The 16,693-nt window shown below is 49.0% G+C and carries 14 protein-coding genes; 7 read left to right on the forward strand and 7 right to left on the reverse strand.

What is annotated here, in order from left to right; translation table 11 throughout:
• The first annotated feature begins 41 nt into the window (after nt 1-41).
• From rlmH to ACJAYR_RS02610, 7 genes are all read left to right on the forward strand, one after another.
• Nucleotides 42-500, forward strand: a complete 459-nt coding sequence (gene rlmH / locus ACJAYR_RS02580; RefSeq protein WP_415235152.1) for a 23S rRNA (pseudouridine(1915)-N(3))-methyltransferase RlmH — start codon at nt 42-44, stop codon at nt 498-500.
• Between the two features lie 58 nt (nt 501-558).
• Nucleotides 559-2,142, forward strand: coding sequence for a 2,3-bisphosphoglycerate-independent phosphoglycerate mutase (gene gpmI, locus ACJAYR_RS02585; RefSeq protein ID WP_415235153.1), 1,584 nt, complete (start codon nt 559-561; stop codon nt 2,140-2,142).
• Complete coding sequence (locus ACJAYR_RS02590) at nt 2,129-3,553, forward strand: peptidoglycan DD-metalloendopeptidase family protein (RefSeq protein WP_415235154.1); 1,425 nt, start codon at nt 2,129-2,131, stop codon at nt 3,551-3,553. Before gpmI ends, ACJAYR_RS02590 begins: the two co-directional genes overlap by 14 nt.
• Nucleotides 3,553-4,842, forward strand: coding sequence for a S41 family peptidase (locus ACJAYR_RS02595; RefSeq protein ID WP_415235155.1), 1,290 nt, complete (start codon nt 3,553-3,555; stop codon nt 4,840-4,842). The genes ACJAYR_RS02590 and ACJAYR_RS02595 overlap by 1 nt, the downstream gene beginning before the upstream one ends.
• 30 nt (nt 4,843-4,872) lie before the next feature.
• Entirely contained in the window at nt 4,873-6,444 is a 1,572-nt protein-coding gene (locus ACJAYR_RS02600) for a divergent polysaccharide deacetylase family protein (RefSeq protein WP_415235156.1), read from the forward strand.
• Nucleotides 6,441-6,914: an RNA pyrophosphohydrolase gene (locus ACJAYR_RS02605; RefSeq protein ID WP_415235157.1), complete on the forward strand. Its 474-nt coding sequence runs from the start codon at nt 6,441-6,443 to the stop codon at nt 6,912-6,914. Before ACJAYR_RS02600 ends, ACJAYR_RS02605 begins: the two co-directional genes overlap by 4 nt.
• 308 nt (nt 6,915-7,222) lie before the next feature.
• A complete protein-coding gene (locus ACJAYR_RS02610) occupies nt 7,223-8,707 on the forward strand; it encodes a class I SAM-dependent methyltransferase (protein WP_415235158.1) in 1,485 nt (494 codons plus the stop codon).
• 6 nt (nt 8,708-8,713) lie between these two features.
• Here the strand turns inward: ACJAYR_RS02610 and ACJAYR_RS02615 are convergent, their stop codons facing one another.
• From ACJAYR_RS02615 to ACJAYR_RS02645, 7 genes are all read right to left on the reverse strand, one after another.
• Nucleotides 8,714-10,150: a sensor histidine kinase gene (locus tag ACJAYR_RS02615; RefSeq protein WP_415235159.1), complete on the reverse strand. Its 1,437-nt coding sequence runs from the start codon at nt 10,148-10,150 to the stop codon at nt 8,714-8,716.
• 152 nt (nt 10,151-10,302) lie between these two features.
• Nucleotides 10,303-11,631, reverse strand: coding sequence for an NAD(P)/FAD-dependent oxidoreductase (locus tag ACJAYR_RS02620; protein WP_415235160.1), 1,329 nt, complete (start codon nt 11,629-11,631; stop codon nt 10,303-10,305).
• Between the two features lie 134 nt (nt 11,632-11,765).
• Nucleotides 11,766-12,167: a F0F1 ATP synthase subunit epsilon gene (locus tag ACJAYR_RS02625; protein WP_415235161.1), complete on the reverse strand. Its 402-nt coding sequence runs from the start codon at nt 12,165-12,167 to the stop codon at nt 11,766-11,768.
• 25 nt (nt 12,168-12,192) lie between these two features.
• Nucleotides 12,193-13,617 carry a F0F1 ATP synthase subunit beta gene (atpD, locus tag ACJAYR_RS02630; RefSeq protein ID WP_415235162.1) on the reverse strand — a complete coding sequence of 475 codons (1,425 nt, stop codon included), beginning with the start codon at nt 13,615-13,617 and terminating at the stop codon, nt 12,193-12,195.
• Nucleotides 13,618-13,671: 54 nt separating this feature from the next.
• Nucleotides 13,672-14,547, reverse strand: coding sequence for a F0F1 ATP synthase subunit gamma (locus tag ACJAYR_RS02635; protein ID WP_415235163.1), 876 nt, complete (start codon nt 14,545-14,547; stop codon nt 13,672-13,674).
• A gap of 30 nt (nt 14,548-14,577) precedes the next feature.
• Entirely contained in the window at nt 14,578-16,107 is a 1,530-nt protein-coding gene (atpA, locus tag ACJAYR_RS02640; protein ID WP_415235164.1) for a F0F1 ATP synthase subunit alpha, read from the reverse strand.
• Nucleotides 16,107-16,667 (reverse strand): F0F1 ATP synthase subunit delta, encoded by a 561-nt coding sequence (locus ACJAYR_RS02645; protein ID WP_415235165.1) that lies wholly within the window; start codon nt 16,665-16,667, stop codon nt 16,107-16,109. The genes atpA and ACJAYR_RS02645 overlap by 1 nt, the downstream gene beginning before the upstream one ends.
• Nucleotides 16,668-16,693 lie beyond the last annotated feature (26 nt).

Consider the following 16,693-nt stretch of genomic DNA (forward strand, 5'->3'; position numbering starts at 1 on the left):
TACGGCGGCGATCAGTCGCCGCCAGAATTCAGGAGATCAGGATGCGCCTGACCATTGCCAGCGTTGGCAAATTTCGCGGCGGGCCACTGCAGGACCTGTATGCCGAATATTCTGGCCGCCTGCCCTGGCAAATAACCTTAAAAGAAGTCGAAGAGAAAAAGCCCCTGAAAGGGGATCAGCTTAAATCAAGAGAAGCTGAACTCCTGCTGAAAGCAATTCCCAAGGGTGCCACACTTATCGCGCTGCACGAATATGGAAAAGAACATGGCAGCGTCGAGTTTTCCCAGCTTCTCGGCCGATTAATCGATGACGGTGTTCAGGATATCGCCTTTCTCATTGGCGGCGCTGATGGCCATTGCCCTTCCCTTTTACAGCAAGCGGATCACAAACTTTCTCTCGGTAAAATGACGTGGCCTCATCTTATGGTGCGGGGACTTCTGGCTGAACAGCTATACAGAGCCCATTCAATCCTGACCAACCACCCCTATCATCGGGCATGAACAAGCCACCATCTTGTTGAAAAAATTGGAAATTTAACCTGCGAACCGGTATAACACTATGATGAATGATATTTCCAACGATCAAAAAAACCGTCCTGTCCTTTTATGCATTCTGGATGGCTGGGGTTACCGCGAAGACGCGACCGACAATGCCATCGCCCTTGGGAACACGCCCAACTGGGATGCAATGGTTGCCTCTCGTCCGATGAGCCTGCTGGGCACATCTGGTGAAGATGTCGGATTACCCGAAGGCCAGATGGGAAATTCAGAAGTCGGTCACATGACAATTGGAAGTGGCCGGGTGATTTTGCAGGACCTTCCCCGTATCAATAGCGAAATTCATACGGGCACGCTGGGCAAAAATGAACGCCTGCTGGAAATGATTGGAAAGTTAAAAGCATCCGGTGGCACCTGCCACCTTTCAGGACTTCTCTCTCCAGGGGGTGTCCATTCACACCAGAACCACACGATCGCCCTTGCCCGCATTTTTCAAGAAGCGGGTATCCCCACTAAAATTCATGCCATTCTGGACGGCCGGGATACGCCCCCTTCCAGTGGCCTTGAATTTATCAAAGACGTCGAAACAGAGCTCGGCTCTCTGGATCTGGTTGAAATTGCGACACTCTGCGGCCGCTACTTTGCCATGGACCGGGACAAGAACTGGGATCGGGTGGAAAAATCATGGAATGCCCTGTTCCACGGAACTGGAACCGTCATGACATCTTCTGTTGATGCTATAGAGGCAGCCTATGCTAAAGGCGAAACCGACGAATTTATGACACCTCACATTCGGGAGGGATACAAAGGCATACAGGACGGTGATGCTTTCCTGATGACAAATTTTCGGGCGGACCGGGCCCGTCAGTTTCTTGACGCCCTGACAGACGAAACCTTCACCGGTTTTGACAAAGGGGCCATGCCTAAACTGGTGGCCATTGTTGGAATGGTTGAATATTCCGCGCAACTGGCGTCTCGTATCCCTGCGCTGTTCCCACCGGTCGAAGTGAAACAAACTTTGGGTGAAGTTGTCTCTAAGAGCGGGCGGACCCAGCTGCGAATTGCTGAAACCGAAAAATATGCCCATGTGACCTTTTTCCTGAACGGCGGAGAAGAACAGGTCTATCAAGGCGAAGAACGGATCCTGATCCCCAGCCCGAAAGTCGCAACTTACGATTTACAACCGGAAATGTCCGCACCAGAAGTAGAAGCAAAACTGATCAGCGCGATTACGGATGAAACATTTGATCTGATCGTCGTGAATTTTGCGAACCCTGACATGGTGGGTCATTCCGGTGTTCTGTCGGCCGCAATCAAGGCTGTCGAAACAATGGATGGCTGTATCGGGCGATTAGCTGAAGCGGTTGAAAAAGTGGGAGGTGTCATGCTTATCACGGCCGATCATGGGAATATTGAGCTGATGAGAGATCAGACAAGTCATGAGCCGCACACAGCACACACAACCAATCTTGTTCCTTTTGTCCTGGCCGTTGGCGAAGCAGAAAGCAAATTGCAAAACGGAACATTGGCGGACGTGGCGCCTACGGTTCTTTCCTTTATGGGTCTGTCGGTCCCTGAAGAAATGACAGGTCGCAATCTCGCCGAAACGAATGATGAAAAGCAGGAAAATCGTGCTGCGTCCTGATCTCAGGACCTTCCCCCTATCCAAAGCGACACTTGCCGCTGCCGTTATTGTGGGCCTTTTCACGACTTGTTTGGCATCACCAGCCTGGTCTGCCAGCCCCGATGAAGAACTCGCAAAATTGCGAAAAGCACTTGCTGTCTCATCTGAGCGACAAAATGAAATTGCAGGACGGTTGCAACTTCTTTCCAGCGAGATAACGGCGCTTAAGCGAAAATCCGTGGCGGCGGCAAATCGGTTGACCAAGATTGATAAAAAACTTCTGGAAACCGAAACACGGCTTGCGGATATCTCTGAAGTTGAACATCAAACCCTCCAGACACTATCAAAACAGAATAAGGGGTTGGCAAAAACACTCTCGGCTTTATTACAGCTCTCCCGACAGCCTGAGGGTACCTTGATCGGTAGCCCTGAAAATTTAATCAATAACCTTCGGGCCGCGACTTTGCTTCGGTCGGCGATTCCAGCCCTAAAAAAAGACGCCGATCTGTTGTCGGTTCAATTGGAAACCCTTGCCAACCTCCGAGACCAGTTCCTGAGCGAGCAACAAAAATTTGCTGAACTTCGTAAAAGCCGACGATCAGAACAGGAAACACTGACCGCTTTACTGGATTCAAAAAGTGCGGCTCGCGCGGCGTTGTCCGGTTTGAACGCGCGAGAAGAGCGACAACAACAAAAGCTCAGCCTTGAAGCCCGTGATCTTGTCGCCTTGATGAACAGACTTGAAACAGAAAAAAAAGCGCGTCTTGAACAGGAACGACAAAGAATAGAGGCTGACATCGCGGCGGCAGAGGAAAAACGGCGTGCCGCCAAGGAAGCGGCCTCAAAACTCTTTGCTGAGCAACAGGAAGAAAAAGCAAAAACGGAGACGGACAAACAAGCACCGGCTGTCGCTTCTGTTCCCCTTCCTGTGCCATCTCATAAATCAGGGCCGCCGCCAGCCCCTGAAAAACCGATCCGCGCAGAGGAAAAGAAACTGGAATTGGCCGCCATTGGCGGTGGGCAACCTTTTTCTGCTGTAAAAGGCACACTTCCTTTACCAGTCGGTGGCAGGATAATTTCAGGGTTTAGAAAATCCGGGTCGTCCAGTACAAGAAACGGAATTGTGATCGAAACAAGAGATGAAGCCGCAGTGATTTCACCCTATGATGGCCAGATAGCGTTTGCTGGTCCTTTTAGAAATTACGGGCTTTTGTTGATTATTGATCATGGAGAAGGATATCATACTCTTCTCGCCGGTATGGGGTCCATTGATGGGTCTGTTGGTCAGCTTTTGCTGGCTGGTGAACCTGTCGGTCAAATGAAGAATGACAAAAATGGAAAACCAACGCTATATATGGAGTTGAGAGTTAAGGGATCTCCGGTCAATCCAGTACCCTGGTTGACGTCGGAAAATAGAAAGGTCAGTGGATAATGAGACATGTTTTTACGGGCATAATGGCGATAGCAGTTATCGCGCTGTCTCTGGCGATTATCACCACGCCAGAGAGAAAAGTAGAAGCCAGCTCTGAAACATACCGGCAGCTCAATCTGTTCGGAGATGTCTTTGCAAAGATCCGCGAGGATTATGTTGAAGAAGTGGATGACGCCAAACTGATCGAAGCGGCGATTAATGGCATGTTGGCCTCTTTGGACCCGCATTCCAGCTACCTTAATCCAAAAAACTATCAGGGCATGAAAGTTCAGACCCGTGGTAAATTTGGCGGTCTCGGCATTGAAGTGACCATGGAAAATGGCCTTGTAAAGGTTGTAACACCGATTGATGACACCCCTGCGGCGGCAGCCGGTGTTCAGGCTGGCGATTATATTACCCATCTGGACGGAGAACCCGTTCTGGGCCTGTCTCTTTCTGATGCTGTTGAAAAAATGCGCGGACTGGTGGATACGGATATTGGCCTGACCATCCGACGCAAAGGCGCCAAAGCACCCATCGAACTCACGATTACCCGCGCGATTATCACTGTTCAGTCAGTTCGTGGCCGACTTGAGGACGATGATATCCTGTATGTCCGGATCTCCAGTTTTACACAACAAACGAATACTGGACTGAGAAAAACCATTCGTGATCTGGCGGAAGAAGCCGGCGGAGATTACAGAGGTCTCATTCTGGATCTTAGAAATAATCCGGGCGGGCTTCTGGATCAGGCGATAGCCGTCTCTGATGCTTTCCTTGAAAAAGGCGAAATTGTCTCCACCCGCGGACGCGAAGCCCGCGATTCTCAGCGGTATAACGCGACAGACGATGATGTCATAAACGGCAAGCCTATTATTGTTATTATCAATGGTGGTTCAGCAAGCGCATCGGAAATTGTCGCAGGCGCATTAAGAGATCATCGCCGCGCTGTTATTCTGGGCACAAAAAGCTTTGGCAAAGGCTCTGTTCAGACCATCGTTCCGCTGCAAGGCAACGGCGCCATGCGCATGACCACAGCCCGATACTATACACCGTCCGGCATATCCATTCAGGCAAAAGGCATTGTTCCGGATATCGAAGTCAAACAATCCCGCCTTGAAGTTCTCGAGAACGGAGCCCGCCGATCTGAAGCCGATCTCAGAAATCATTTGGCCAATGGCGCTGAAGAAGACAGTGCAACGGCAGAAGATGAGGTCGCTGAAAATGAAGAAATTCAGGATTATCAGCTGTTGCGGGCAAAAGATCTGTTGAAAGGTGTTTCACTCTTTGCGAAAAAAGCGTTTAACTAACCGAAGCTTTTTTATTGCAGCGAGTGCCTTTTGAAAACGACAGGAAATAATAAGCAGGTAAAACCGGCGTCCGGGAAAGGACTGTCGGTTTTATCTGTTCTGTATGGCCTCCTTTTTCTATCAGTTGCCGGATTGGGGGGATGGCTTGCCTGGCAAAGCTATGGCACGGATTCGTTGCAACAAACCGGAGCAACTACCGAAATAGGGGTGGCCGTTCGGGTTGACGCGCCAGCGGATAAAGCAGAGCCGCTTCCTCAGGAACCTCAGGACCCAGCACCGGCTACTGAAACGGCGGCAGAACCAACGCTGCAGGCGGAAAAAGAACCTGTGGCCTCGCTACCACCGGACAAGAAACCTACCACTGAAAAAGCTCCAACTCAGGCGGACATCTCTTCAGAGACAGACAAAGACGCACCCATTTCGGATGCGGAACAAACTAAAACAGCGGAGAAAACACCAGATCTTCCCCATCCAGAAAAATCGGATGAGACAGACAATCGGACGCAAACCCCGATTGCTGTCACTGAGCCGTCAAAGGCAGTTTCTGAAAAGCCAAAGGTAGCGCAGACAGGCCAAACACCAGAAGAGGTTGCAGAACCATCAACCGAAGTGACTTCCGAGGCAAAGCCATCCGCCCCACCACTAACGGAAAAGACGGAAAGCGGCGAACCTGATAAACCATCAGCCATTGAAACCCCGCTAGAGGCAAAGGATACAACGAAGCCAACGAGCCCAACGGCCGAAAAACAGGTTCCCAGTTTTTCAAAGCTGAAAGCAATTCCGGGTGAGGATACACCTCTTCCCCCTGTCCCGGACCCTGCCCTGACGTCGAAATCGGATTATGGCCTTTTACCGACGATCAGCACTGATGGCCGTCAGCCTTGGCGGATCTACCGCAAACCATTTGAAGATCCTCTCAATCGCCCCAGAATTGCGATTGTCATGAGTGAAATGGGCATGAGCAATCAAGCAACCCGATCGGCCATTCAGAACCTGCCCGGCTCTGTTACCCTCTCGTTCAATCCTCATGGGCGAGATCTTCAAAGTTGGGTTGAGCAGGCGCGCGCTGCCGGACACGAGGTTCTGCTGCAACTTCCTATGGAGCCATTTGGCTATCCTAAGAATGACCCCGGCGAACACAGTCTACTGACCAGCCTGACCGATCGGGAAAATCTGAAACGGCTAGAATGGATGCTGGGACGCTTTACCGGCTATTCAGGTGTCACCAATCAGATGGGCTCCCGGTTTACCGCATCACCCGATGATATCGCGCCTATTTTAAGCGTTATTAAGGAACGGGGCCTCTTATTCCTGGATGGGCGCACCTCTGCCAAAAGCATCGCCGGCCCAACAGCTGCGAAATTGAACATACCCGTTGCGATCAATAATCGTTTTCTGGATCATAAAGCCGATCGGGCAACGATTGACGCACGGCTGGCCGACCTTGAAAGAATTGCCCGCTTTACCGGCACCGCTGTCGGCATTGGCTATCCCTATCCGGTCACGTTGGATCGGATAAACCGCTGGGCACAAACGCTCGCGCGGAAAGGATATGTCTTAGTGCCCGTTTCGGCAGCCGTTAATCGACAGGAAATCCAATGACTGAAGCAAGAGATCTGCCGTATCGCCCCTGTGCCGGCATTATGGTGCTGAATGCGAGGAACGAAGTTTTTGTTGGAAAACGCATCGATATGCCTTCCGACTATTGGCAAATGCCACAAGGCGGGATTGACGATGGTGAATCCCCACGAGACGCTGCCATTCGCGAGATGCTGGAAGAGATAGGCACAGACAACGCCGATCTGATCGCTGAAACCGAGGACTGGTTGACTTATGATTTACCGAATCATCTGATTGGTAATATCTGGAAGGGAAAATACCGGGGACAGAAGCAAAAATGGTTCCTCTTTCGCTTCAAAGGCAAGGATTCTGAGATAAACATAGCGACCGAGCATCCTGAATTTTCTGAATGGAAGTGGTCAGCGCGTGAAAATCTGGTTTCCGAGATTGTTCCTTTCAAGAAAGAAATCTACAAAAAAATTGTCGAGAGATTCTCTTCTCACTTCGGCTAGAGCAACACTTGAAAGTGTACCAAAGCCCCCATTTTCTATGTACAGTTATGGTTAATATTTTAAACACCATATCTAGTACCTGTATATTAGTATACTCTTAATTGAATATTCTCTGTTGTTTTAAACCTGAAATTACCCTTATAATTTTTTAATGATTTGTTAACGCTATTAATTTTGGCGTCGATATTGTTGTTGGGACACACGGCTAAAAGCCGATCAACTAAAAATGTTTCGTAACCGAACTGTAAAAGTCGTCATTTGAGAGAACTCAAAACGTCCCATGTAACTTATTCGGAATATTTAACCGAATGAAGAGTGAGAGTAACGGTAAAATGAAGCATTATGAAGAACTCACAGGCGGCGAAGGTAAGCGCGTTTTCTATCGAGCCGAACGTTTTCGCGCCTCAGTTGTTATGCAAGACATATCGGTCGTCGTTGATGTCGATGATAAATCCTTTGAAATATTTGACATGAGCATGAGCGGGCTCAGTTTCGTCTGCCCGGAAAAAGCCCCTTGGGACGCAGAGAACGAAAGTGACCTGCCCGTCAAACTGAAACTCGGCAGTAGCGAAATTTTCCAGGGTAAAGGGAAAATTTCAAGAGTTGAAGCCCATGAAGGAAAACAGAAAGTCGCGGTTGAACTGACCAAAGGGTATCTCGATATCCAGAATATCCTGGACCATCATGACGACATTGCCCTGAAGCGACGGATCCAGTCTGGCATGCAGGATTTGTCTGTTCAGGTTTCTGATGCCTACAAAACCATCATCGCTGATGCTGTTTACCTGCTCCGTTCAACACGGAACACACTAGAAAAGGTGGAACGAGACATCCCCGCGAATGCGCCCAGACGCGATGAACGTATTCAGGACATTATTCTCAGCTGTGAAGAAGAAGTTCATGCCCGCTGGAAGAAAATATCAGAACGTGGAATGGTCGAACTGAATAAAATGCGATCCGATCCGAGCGCGATCAAAGCCGCCAAACGATACACTGAAAATACCCTCACGCCAAAATTGATGAGCGGCGCCAGTTGGTGGCGGGCCTATATGAAGCCTCTTGGCTATCCAGGGGATTTTCAGGTAATGAACTATGCCTATAACCTGGCGCTGCTGGGAGATACGGCCCATGACAAGCTTTGCCATAAACTGGGAACCTCAACAGGCGAGTTTATCGCAACCCGGATGACCATGGTCAAGCAGAAGCTTGCTGAGCTCGCATCGAAGGCTCAAGAAAAAGGCCACACTGATTTCAAGGTCGCAAGTCTGGGCTGTGGACCCGCGCAGGAAGCTGCAAACTTCCTACAGGGATATACTTTATCACCGTCGGTTCAGTTCACATTAATCGATCAGGACCACGACGCCCTGAACTATGCTTACAAGAATTGTTATCCGCAAGTATCCCGTCTTGACGGTCGGGCTTCAGTGAAATGTCTACACGCAACATTTATTGAATTCCTCGCGGCAGGCAATCTGTTCAAAAAAATAGAAGCACAGGATGTTATCTACGCTGTAGGCTTGGTTGATTATCTGACAGACAAACGGGCTGAACGCATGGTCCGCGATTTGTACCAGAACCTGAAGCCCGGCGGAACCTTGATGATTGGGAGTATGAAGGATTCAGAAAAAAGTCTGGAATGGCAAGTCGAGTTCGTCACGGATTGGCAGTTGGAATATCGGACGGAGGAAGAAATGCTGGCGATGGCCAAAAACATTCCTGCTGAGGCTAAACTGGAAGTTCAGGCAGACAAAACCAATCATTGCCACATTCTGTATGTGACAAAACCTGAGTAAATGACTTTAGGCCTGCGCATGGAGGAGACTGTTCTCCTCCATTTCAAAGCGATTTCGGTGTGCAGGGAAGCAAATATGGGCGACTGTTCCTTGCCCGATTTTACTTTCCAGCCGGATACTTCCGCCATGAAGTTCCATCACATTTTTGGATAAAGGCAGCCCCAACCCAGTTCCTTCATAGTTTCTGGCAAGGCTGCTTTCAATTTGAACGAACGGAGCAAATACCTTATCGATATTCTCCTCTTCGATGCCAATGCCTGTATCTTCAATCCGAACATCCAGCCCACCATCTTCAAACTGTTTGAAACTGATTGTAACCGACCCGCCTTTAGGCGTGAATTTTACGGCATTCGATAAGACATTCAAAAAGACCTGGGATAAAAGCCGGCTGTCTGCAAAAACAATTTGGTTCGTAGATGGAATATCAAACGCAATCCTCACGCCATTCTCTGCTGCTTTATCCCTTACAATCCGTAGGCTAGAACTCACAAGGTCAACCAGCGACAAGTCCTGCTCCTGCAATGTGAGCTTACCGGCCTCTGCTTTAGACAGATCCAAAATGTCGTTGATAATTGCAAGTAGATGTTGGCCACTCACCTTAATATCGTGAGAGTATTCTTTATATTGGCTGGTTCCGATCGGACCGAACATTTCTTTTTCCAGGATTTCCGAAAACCCGATAATCGCATTGAGAGGAGTCCGAAGTTCATGGCTCATAATGGCCAGGAATTCAGATTTCGCATGGTTGGCTGACTGCGCCTTATCGGCCAACGTCATAGACTTTGCCCGTTCATGATCCAGTAAGATCATATTGATGTAGTCCCGCCGACGGGCCAGTTCCTGAATATAACTCGCGAAAATATTCATCAGTGCAGCAACAACCAAAAAGAAGTTGTTTTCCAACACCACATCAATCGGTGCCGGATTAAGAACCAGAACGGTCAGGTTATACAGAGCCAACAAAAACAGTGTGACAGATAAAGCATACAGAAACCGCACCGGCGGCACACAGCAACAATAAATCATCACTGGAACCAGACCTGCGAAATAGATCGCACCCCCCATTGGGTCGGCAAGGGCAATCATAGCGATCACCCCGGAGCCTGAGGCGAGCATGCACGCAGCCGCAATAATTTGTGAAAATGGCCACAAGCGCGGAATAAAAGTGGCAAACGCGGCGGCCAAAAAGATCGGCACCACAATACCAAAGCGGATAATTAGAGCTTCAAAGAAGATTTCTGGGATGGCATAAGCGTCAAGGAAACTGAAAGCAGCATAGATAAAAACCGCCCCGAATAATGCGAGACGCATTATTGGCAGAGCCTTGACGAGCTCCACCTCGTGGTGGTTTTTTTCTTCCTGTACGTCCGAAAAACGTAACGTGAAGAAATTCATCCGAGTTTTGCCGCTACCGTAGTAGTCAGCAAGCTTACCTGTAAACATATTAATTCAATCGCTTATTAAGTCGCGGACGACCATAAATGCAATACCCCACATGCACGCTAGTAGCGAAAGGTAAATATAGACTTAATTTCTTTGCCTTTTTTGTATTGATTACTGTCTGTTTATTTCGCTTTATTGATTAATTAGTAATATTAACTACGCGACGTGAAAACTGATTTTAAAACCTGATAGTTTACCAGTGACCGGGGCGGCGCGGCAAAATGCATTACTTTGTAAAACTGCCTGGCGACAGCCGGATTATCCGATGACATAATGCGGTCTTTGAACCAACGGCTAAGAGTAAACCCGAAAGGCCTCTCTCCAGTTGTGGTCGGATATTTAAGATCCTCCCCAATGGCCAGGCCCCAAGAGATGTCCAGGATCTTTGAAATCCTTTCAAAATAATCCTGCCGCGAAAATGAATCCCGGCAAAGCCCCGCCACACCGTTCTCTTTCAAACAATCCTGCAATACTTTCACTTCTTGAGCGGCAACTGCAATTCCCTGCCCGAAAAAGGGATTGGCGCTACAAATCACATCTCCGATTGCCAACAGATTTTTTGGAAGCGGGTCCGATTTATGGAAATATCGGCGGATGCCTGCCTTGAATTTAAAAGGTTTCAATTCATCCACGAGGGTTGCCGATTGAAGCGCATCATGGATCTCGGGCTGTGACAGGCTTTTGGTAAATTCAAGAAAACCGTTCTTATCCAACGGCGGATGGTCCCCATTGTAACCTGCGGCCGTTACCAGCCATTTATTCCCTTCAACTGGAACAATTGCCGCCGCGCGGGTTTCTTTTGGGGCCTTTGGATACACCAAGATCGCCTTACAAGCGTCAGGGAGCGGTGCAGTTAATTCGAAAAGGCCACTGGAATACGCAAAATCGACTCCCACCCGACTTTCACGCGGCACCTCTTTTTCCATCTTTTCCAGTTGGCTAACAAGGCTGGATCCCCGACCCGACGCATCCAAAATAAAATCTGCGGGCAAGGACACACTTTCTTCGACCCCTTTTTCGTGAACCGTAACGGCCGTAACCCGGTCCCCCTGCAGATCATAAACATAGTCTTTAAATACAGTGTCATAGTGTATATTGACGTTTCGAATTTTCAGGACCAAATCGCGCAGAACCTGTTCCAGCAGAGGGCGCGATTGGAAAAAAGTGACCATGCCCCCTTCGAATGTCGGCATCCATTTGCCGGCCAGATACCACTTCACTTCTTTTCCAAGTGTCGCCTGAACCGAACCTCCTTTGAACAGCGCCTCTTTAAAGCCGGGCAGGAGAGTTTCAATGATCTCCTCTCCCTTATTCAGTAGAACATGAATATGGTGCCCCTGCGGTACGCCTTTGCGTGGGATGGGCGCAATCGGTTTGGAATCCCGCTCAATCAGGGTTACATCAGTGAAAAAGTCAGAAAGCACCCGCGCGGCCAGTAAGCCCGCGATGCCGCTGCCCAGAACAACAGCCCTATCTCCCATTGAGATAATCCCTTTTATGTTGGTCGGTCAATAAAGTGTGATTCTCGCACAGATGCCCGATCACAGCCAGAAAAAAGGCAATAAAAAAAGGGGCCGCAAAAGGCCCCTTTTTCTTGTTCGGTCTGGTCACCCTACTAGACGAGGGCTTCCAAAAGCTGTTCAAGCTGTTCTTTGCTTTCCTGCGCTTTACGCCGAATTTCGTCGTCTTTGGCATCTGCAATATCTTCTGAAGCATCCTGAATACGCTGCTCTAGATCTGCGCGATCCAGGTCAGCCACATGAATGGCTTCTTCTGCCAATACAGTCAGTTTGTCATCAGATATCTGAGCAAAACCACCATTAACAAAAATCCGATCCTTTTCCGTATCCCCTTCAAAGATGGAGATCACGCCAGGGCGCAGGGAAGAGGTCACAGCTGTATGTCCGGCCATAACGGCGAAATCGCCTTCAGAACCCGGCACAACAACCATTTCATACTCATCCGAGAGCAATAGCTTCTCAGGCGAGACTAGGTCCATGGTTACCATATCAGCCATAATTCGCTCTCCCTATACAGGCTCGTTACGCAGCTTCCGCAGCAAGAGCGGCAGCTTTTTCTTTCACTTCTTCAATTCCACCGCACATGTAGAAGGCGGCTTCAGGAAGATCATCATATTCACCAGCAACAATCGCTTCGAAAGCATCAATGGTGTCTTCGAGTTTCACGAATTTACCAGGAGAGCCTGTGAAGATCTCCGCTACGTGGAATGGCTGTGAAAGGAAACGCTGGATCTTACGGGCACGGGCCACAACCAGTTTATCGTCCTCTGACAGTTCATCCATACCAAGGATCGCAATAATATCCTGCAAAGATTTATATGTCTGAAGAGTTTCCTGCACACGACGGGCAACATTGTAATGGCGATCGCCAACAACAGCTGGGTCAAGCATACGAGAAGTTGAGTCAAGTGGATCCACAGCAGGGTAAATACCCAATTCTGCAATCTGACGAGACAGAACTGTTGTCGCATCAAGGTGAGCAAATGATGTTGCAGGAGCCGGGTCAGTCAAGTCATCGGCTGGAACATAAATCGCCTGAACAGAGGTAATAGAACCTTTGTTTGTTGATGTAATACGTTCCTGCAAAGCACCCATATCCGTTGCCAATGTAGGCTGGTAGCCCACAGCAGAAGGAATACGACCCAAAAGGGCGGACACTTCAGAACCGGCCTGTGTGAAGCGGAAGATGTTATCCACGAAGAACAACACGTCCTGACCTTCCTGATCACGGAAATATTCCGCGATTGTCAAACCAGACAAAGCAACACGCGCACGCGCTCCTGGAGGTTCGTTCATCTGACCGTATACGAGGGCCACTTTGGATTTATCGCCTTCAAGGTCGATAATACCGCCTTCGATCATTTCGTAGTAAAGGTCGTTACCCTCACGAGTACGCTCGCCTACACCAGCGAACACGGAGTAACCACCGTGACCCATTGCAACGTTGTTGATCAGTTCCATAATCAGAACTGTCTTACCAACACCCGCACCACCGAAGAGGCCAATTTTACCACCCTTCGCGTATGGTGCCAGCAGGTCAACAACCTTAATACCGGTTACCAGAATTTCTGATTCAGTTGACTGATCCGCAAAGTCAGGAGCGTCTGCATGAATTGGAGCAGTGGATTTCGCATTCACTGGTCCGCGTTCATCAACAGGTTCACCCACAACGTTCAGGATACGACCCAAAGTTTCAGGACCAACAGGCATCTGAATGGCGTCGCCAGTATCAGAAACTTCCTGACCCCGAACCAGACCTTCAGTTGCGTCCATGGCAATTGTACGAACCGTATTTTCACCAAGATGCTGCGCAACTTCCAGAACCAAACGCTGGCCGTTGTTTTCACAATGTAGGGCATTCAGAATGTTTGGCAGATCGCCATCAAACTGAACGTCCACGACGGCACCCATCACCTGGGTAATTTTGCCGACAGACTTCTTCGCCATTTTAATGCTCCCTAAAGGGTCACTTAATTCTTCCAAATCCCAGCAGGGAAACCGTTAGACGGCTTCCGCACCAGAAATAATTTCAATCAGTTCGCTCGTAATTGCGGCCTGACGTTCACGGTTATACTGCAAGGTCAATTTATCAATCATCTCACCCGCATTTCGCGTCGCATTGTCCATAGCGGACATTCTTGCGCCCTGCTCGGAAGCAGAATTTTCAAGAAGCGCGCGATAAACCTGAACGGAGATATTCCGAGGCAGAAGGTCTGCCAGGATTTCTTCTTCTTCAGGCTCATAATCATAATCGATTTCGTTCTCAGTATCATCGCTGCGTTCTGGAATGGACGCTGGGATCAACTGCTGTTCTGTCACTTCCTGTGTCAGAACCGAAACGAAGGTCGAGTAGAAAATTGTACAAACATCGAAAGCATCTTCGTCGAACATCGACAAAGCCCGCTGAGCGATCGGCTGGGCATCCCCAAAACCAATTTTCTTGGAACCTGACAGATCAACAAGATCAATAATCAGCTTACCATATTTACGCTTCAACGCGTCATTGCCTTTTTTCCCAACACAAAGAATCTGAACATCTTTGCCTTCGGCCATCAGGCTATCGGCTTTCCGAGCAGCGGCTTTAGCGATAGAGCTGTTAAAGCCACCGCACAATCCCCGCTCGCCTGTAGCAACAATAAGCAAGTGCTTTTGATCGGATCCGTTCCCCTGAAGAAGACGGGGTCCCTCCCGGCCTTCAAGACCGGCAGCGAGGGAAACCATCATTGCTTCCATACGTTCCGCGTAAGGGCGGGACGCATTAGCAGCTTCCTCAGCATGACGCAGTTTCGCCGCAGCCACCATTTTCATGGCCTTGGTGATTTTCTGCGTCGAGGTGACGCTGGTGATCCGATTTTTGAGTTCTTTAAGGTTCGCCATATGCGGCTACCCCCTTTTTCAGCTCAAAGGTTACGCAAAAGTAGTTGTAAAGCTTTCCAGAATTTCTGTCAGCTTGGCTTCAGTTTCCTTGGAAAGGGCACCTTCATCACGAATAGTGTCCATCAGATCCTGATGCTTGGCATGCATTTCTGTTAGCAGTTGTTTTTCAAAATCACCGATCTGGCTTACTTCGATGCGATCGAGGAAACCACGCACACCGGAGAAAATTGCCACAACCTGTTCTTCCATGGTCAATGGAGAATACTGAGGCTGTTTCAGCAGTTCTGTCAGACGGGCACCACGAGCCAGCAAACGCTGAGTAGAGGCATCCAAGTCAGAACCAAACTGAGCAAACGCGGCCATTTCACGATACTGAGCCAGTTCAAGTTTAATGGTACCAGCAACCTGTTTCATCGCTTTTGTCTGAGCAGAAGAACCCACACGAGACACGGACAAACCAACGTTAATGGCCGGACGGATACCCTGATAGAACAATTCAGTTTCCAGGAAGATCTGACCGTCTGTAATAGAGATAACGTTTGTCGGAATATAGGCAGACACGTCACCGGCCTGTGTTTCAATCACCGGAAGCGCCGTCATTGAACCCAAACCATTGTCTTCGTTCAATTTCGCAGAACGTTCCAAAAGACGAGAGTGCAGATAGAAAACGTCACCTGGATATGCTTCACGTCCTGGAGGACGACGAAGAAGCAGGGACATCTGACGATAGGCAACAGCCTGTTTAGACAAATCATCATAAATGATCAAAGAGTGCATTCCGTTATCACGGAAATACTCAGCCATCGCACACCCTGTGAACGGTGCAAGATACTGAAGCGGAGCCGGATCAGACGCTGTTGCAGCAACAACGATTGAATATTCCATCGCACCGTTTTCCTCAAGTGTCTTAACAACCTGAGCAACAGTTGAACGCTTCTGGCCGATCACAACATAGACGCAGTAAAGTTTTTTACTTTCGTCGCCTGTTGCATTGACAGATTTCTGGTTCAGGATCGCATCAACAGCAACCGCAGTTTTACCTGTCTGACGGTCACCAATGATCAATTCACGCTGACCACGTCCAATAGGAACAAGACTGTCAACAGATTTCAGGCCGGTCATCATTGGCTCGTGAACAGACTTACGTGGCATAATGCCAGGCGCCTTCACGTCCACACGACGGGCTTCACCGCCTTCAATAGGACCTTTGCCGTCAATCGGGTTACCAAGACCATCGACAACACGACCAAGCAGGCCTTTACCCACTTGTGTCTCAACGATAGCGCCAGTCCGCTTAACGGTGTCGCCTTCTTTAATGTCACGGTCAGAACCGAAAATCACGGCACCAACATTGTCTGATTCCAGGTTTAGGGCCAGACCCTTAATACCACCTGGGAATTCCACCATTTCACCCGCCTGGATATTATCCAGACCGTAAATACGAGCAACACCGTCTCCAACAGACAGCACCTGACCAACTTCTGAAACCTCAGCTTGCGTATCAAAACCAGCAATCTGTTGTTTTAGAATTTCGGAAATTTCTGCGGCGCGGATGTCCATCACCCAACCCCTTTCATCGCAAACTTAAGATTTTGAAGCTTGGTTCGGATCGAACTATCGACCATACGCGAACCGACTTTTACAACCAGACCGCCGATAATATCATCATCAACATGTGCGTCGATAATAACATCACTGCCAGTAGAGGATTTAAGCTCTTTCGTAAGAGCCTCCATCTGCTTGACAGTCAGCTTTTTGGCTGACGTAACTTTAGCAACCACTTCACCGCGCTCTGCGGCGAGTAACTTGCCAAAGACATCGATCATGTCCGACAGGGCAAACAAGCGGCGGTTTAGTGCCACTGTCCCAACGAAACGACGAACCAGATCACTTACGCCCAGTTTTTCAAGAACGGCCGCCATGGCACGCGCCTGATCATCTCGGCTAACAAGTGGACTAAGGACGAGCCGTGCGAGATCCGCACACTCTTCCAATGACGTTTTGATCGTGGCCATATCCGCAGCAACAACGTCAATCTGCTTTGCTTCCAAAGCAAGATCAAACAATGCTGTCGCATAGCGACCAGCGATACCCGAAACTATTGTGTTCTCAGCTGACAAGGAAAGATCCCCAAGCCTGAAAAAAA

Origin of the sequence: Sneathiella sp., from assembly GCF_047631475.1 — a bacterium.
Taxonomy (GTDB): domain Bacteria; phylum Pseudomonadota; class Alphaproteobacteria; order Sneathiellales; family Sneathiellaceae; genus Sneathiella.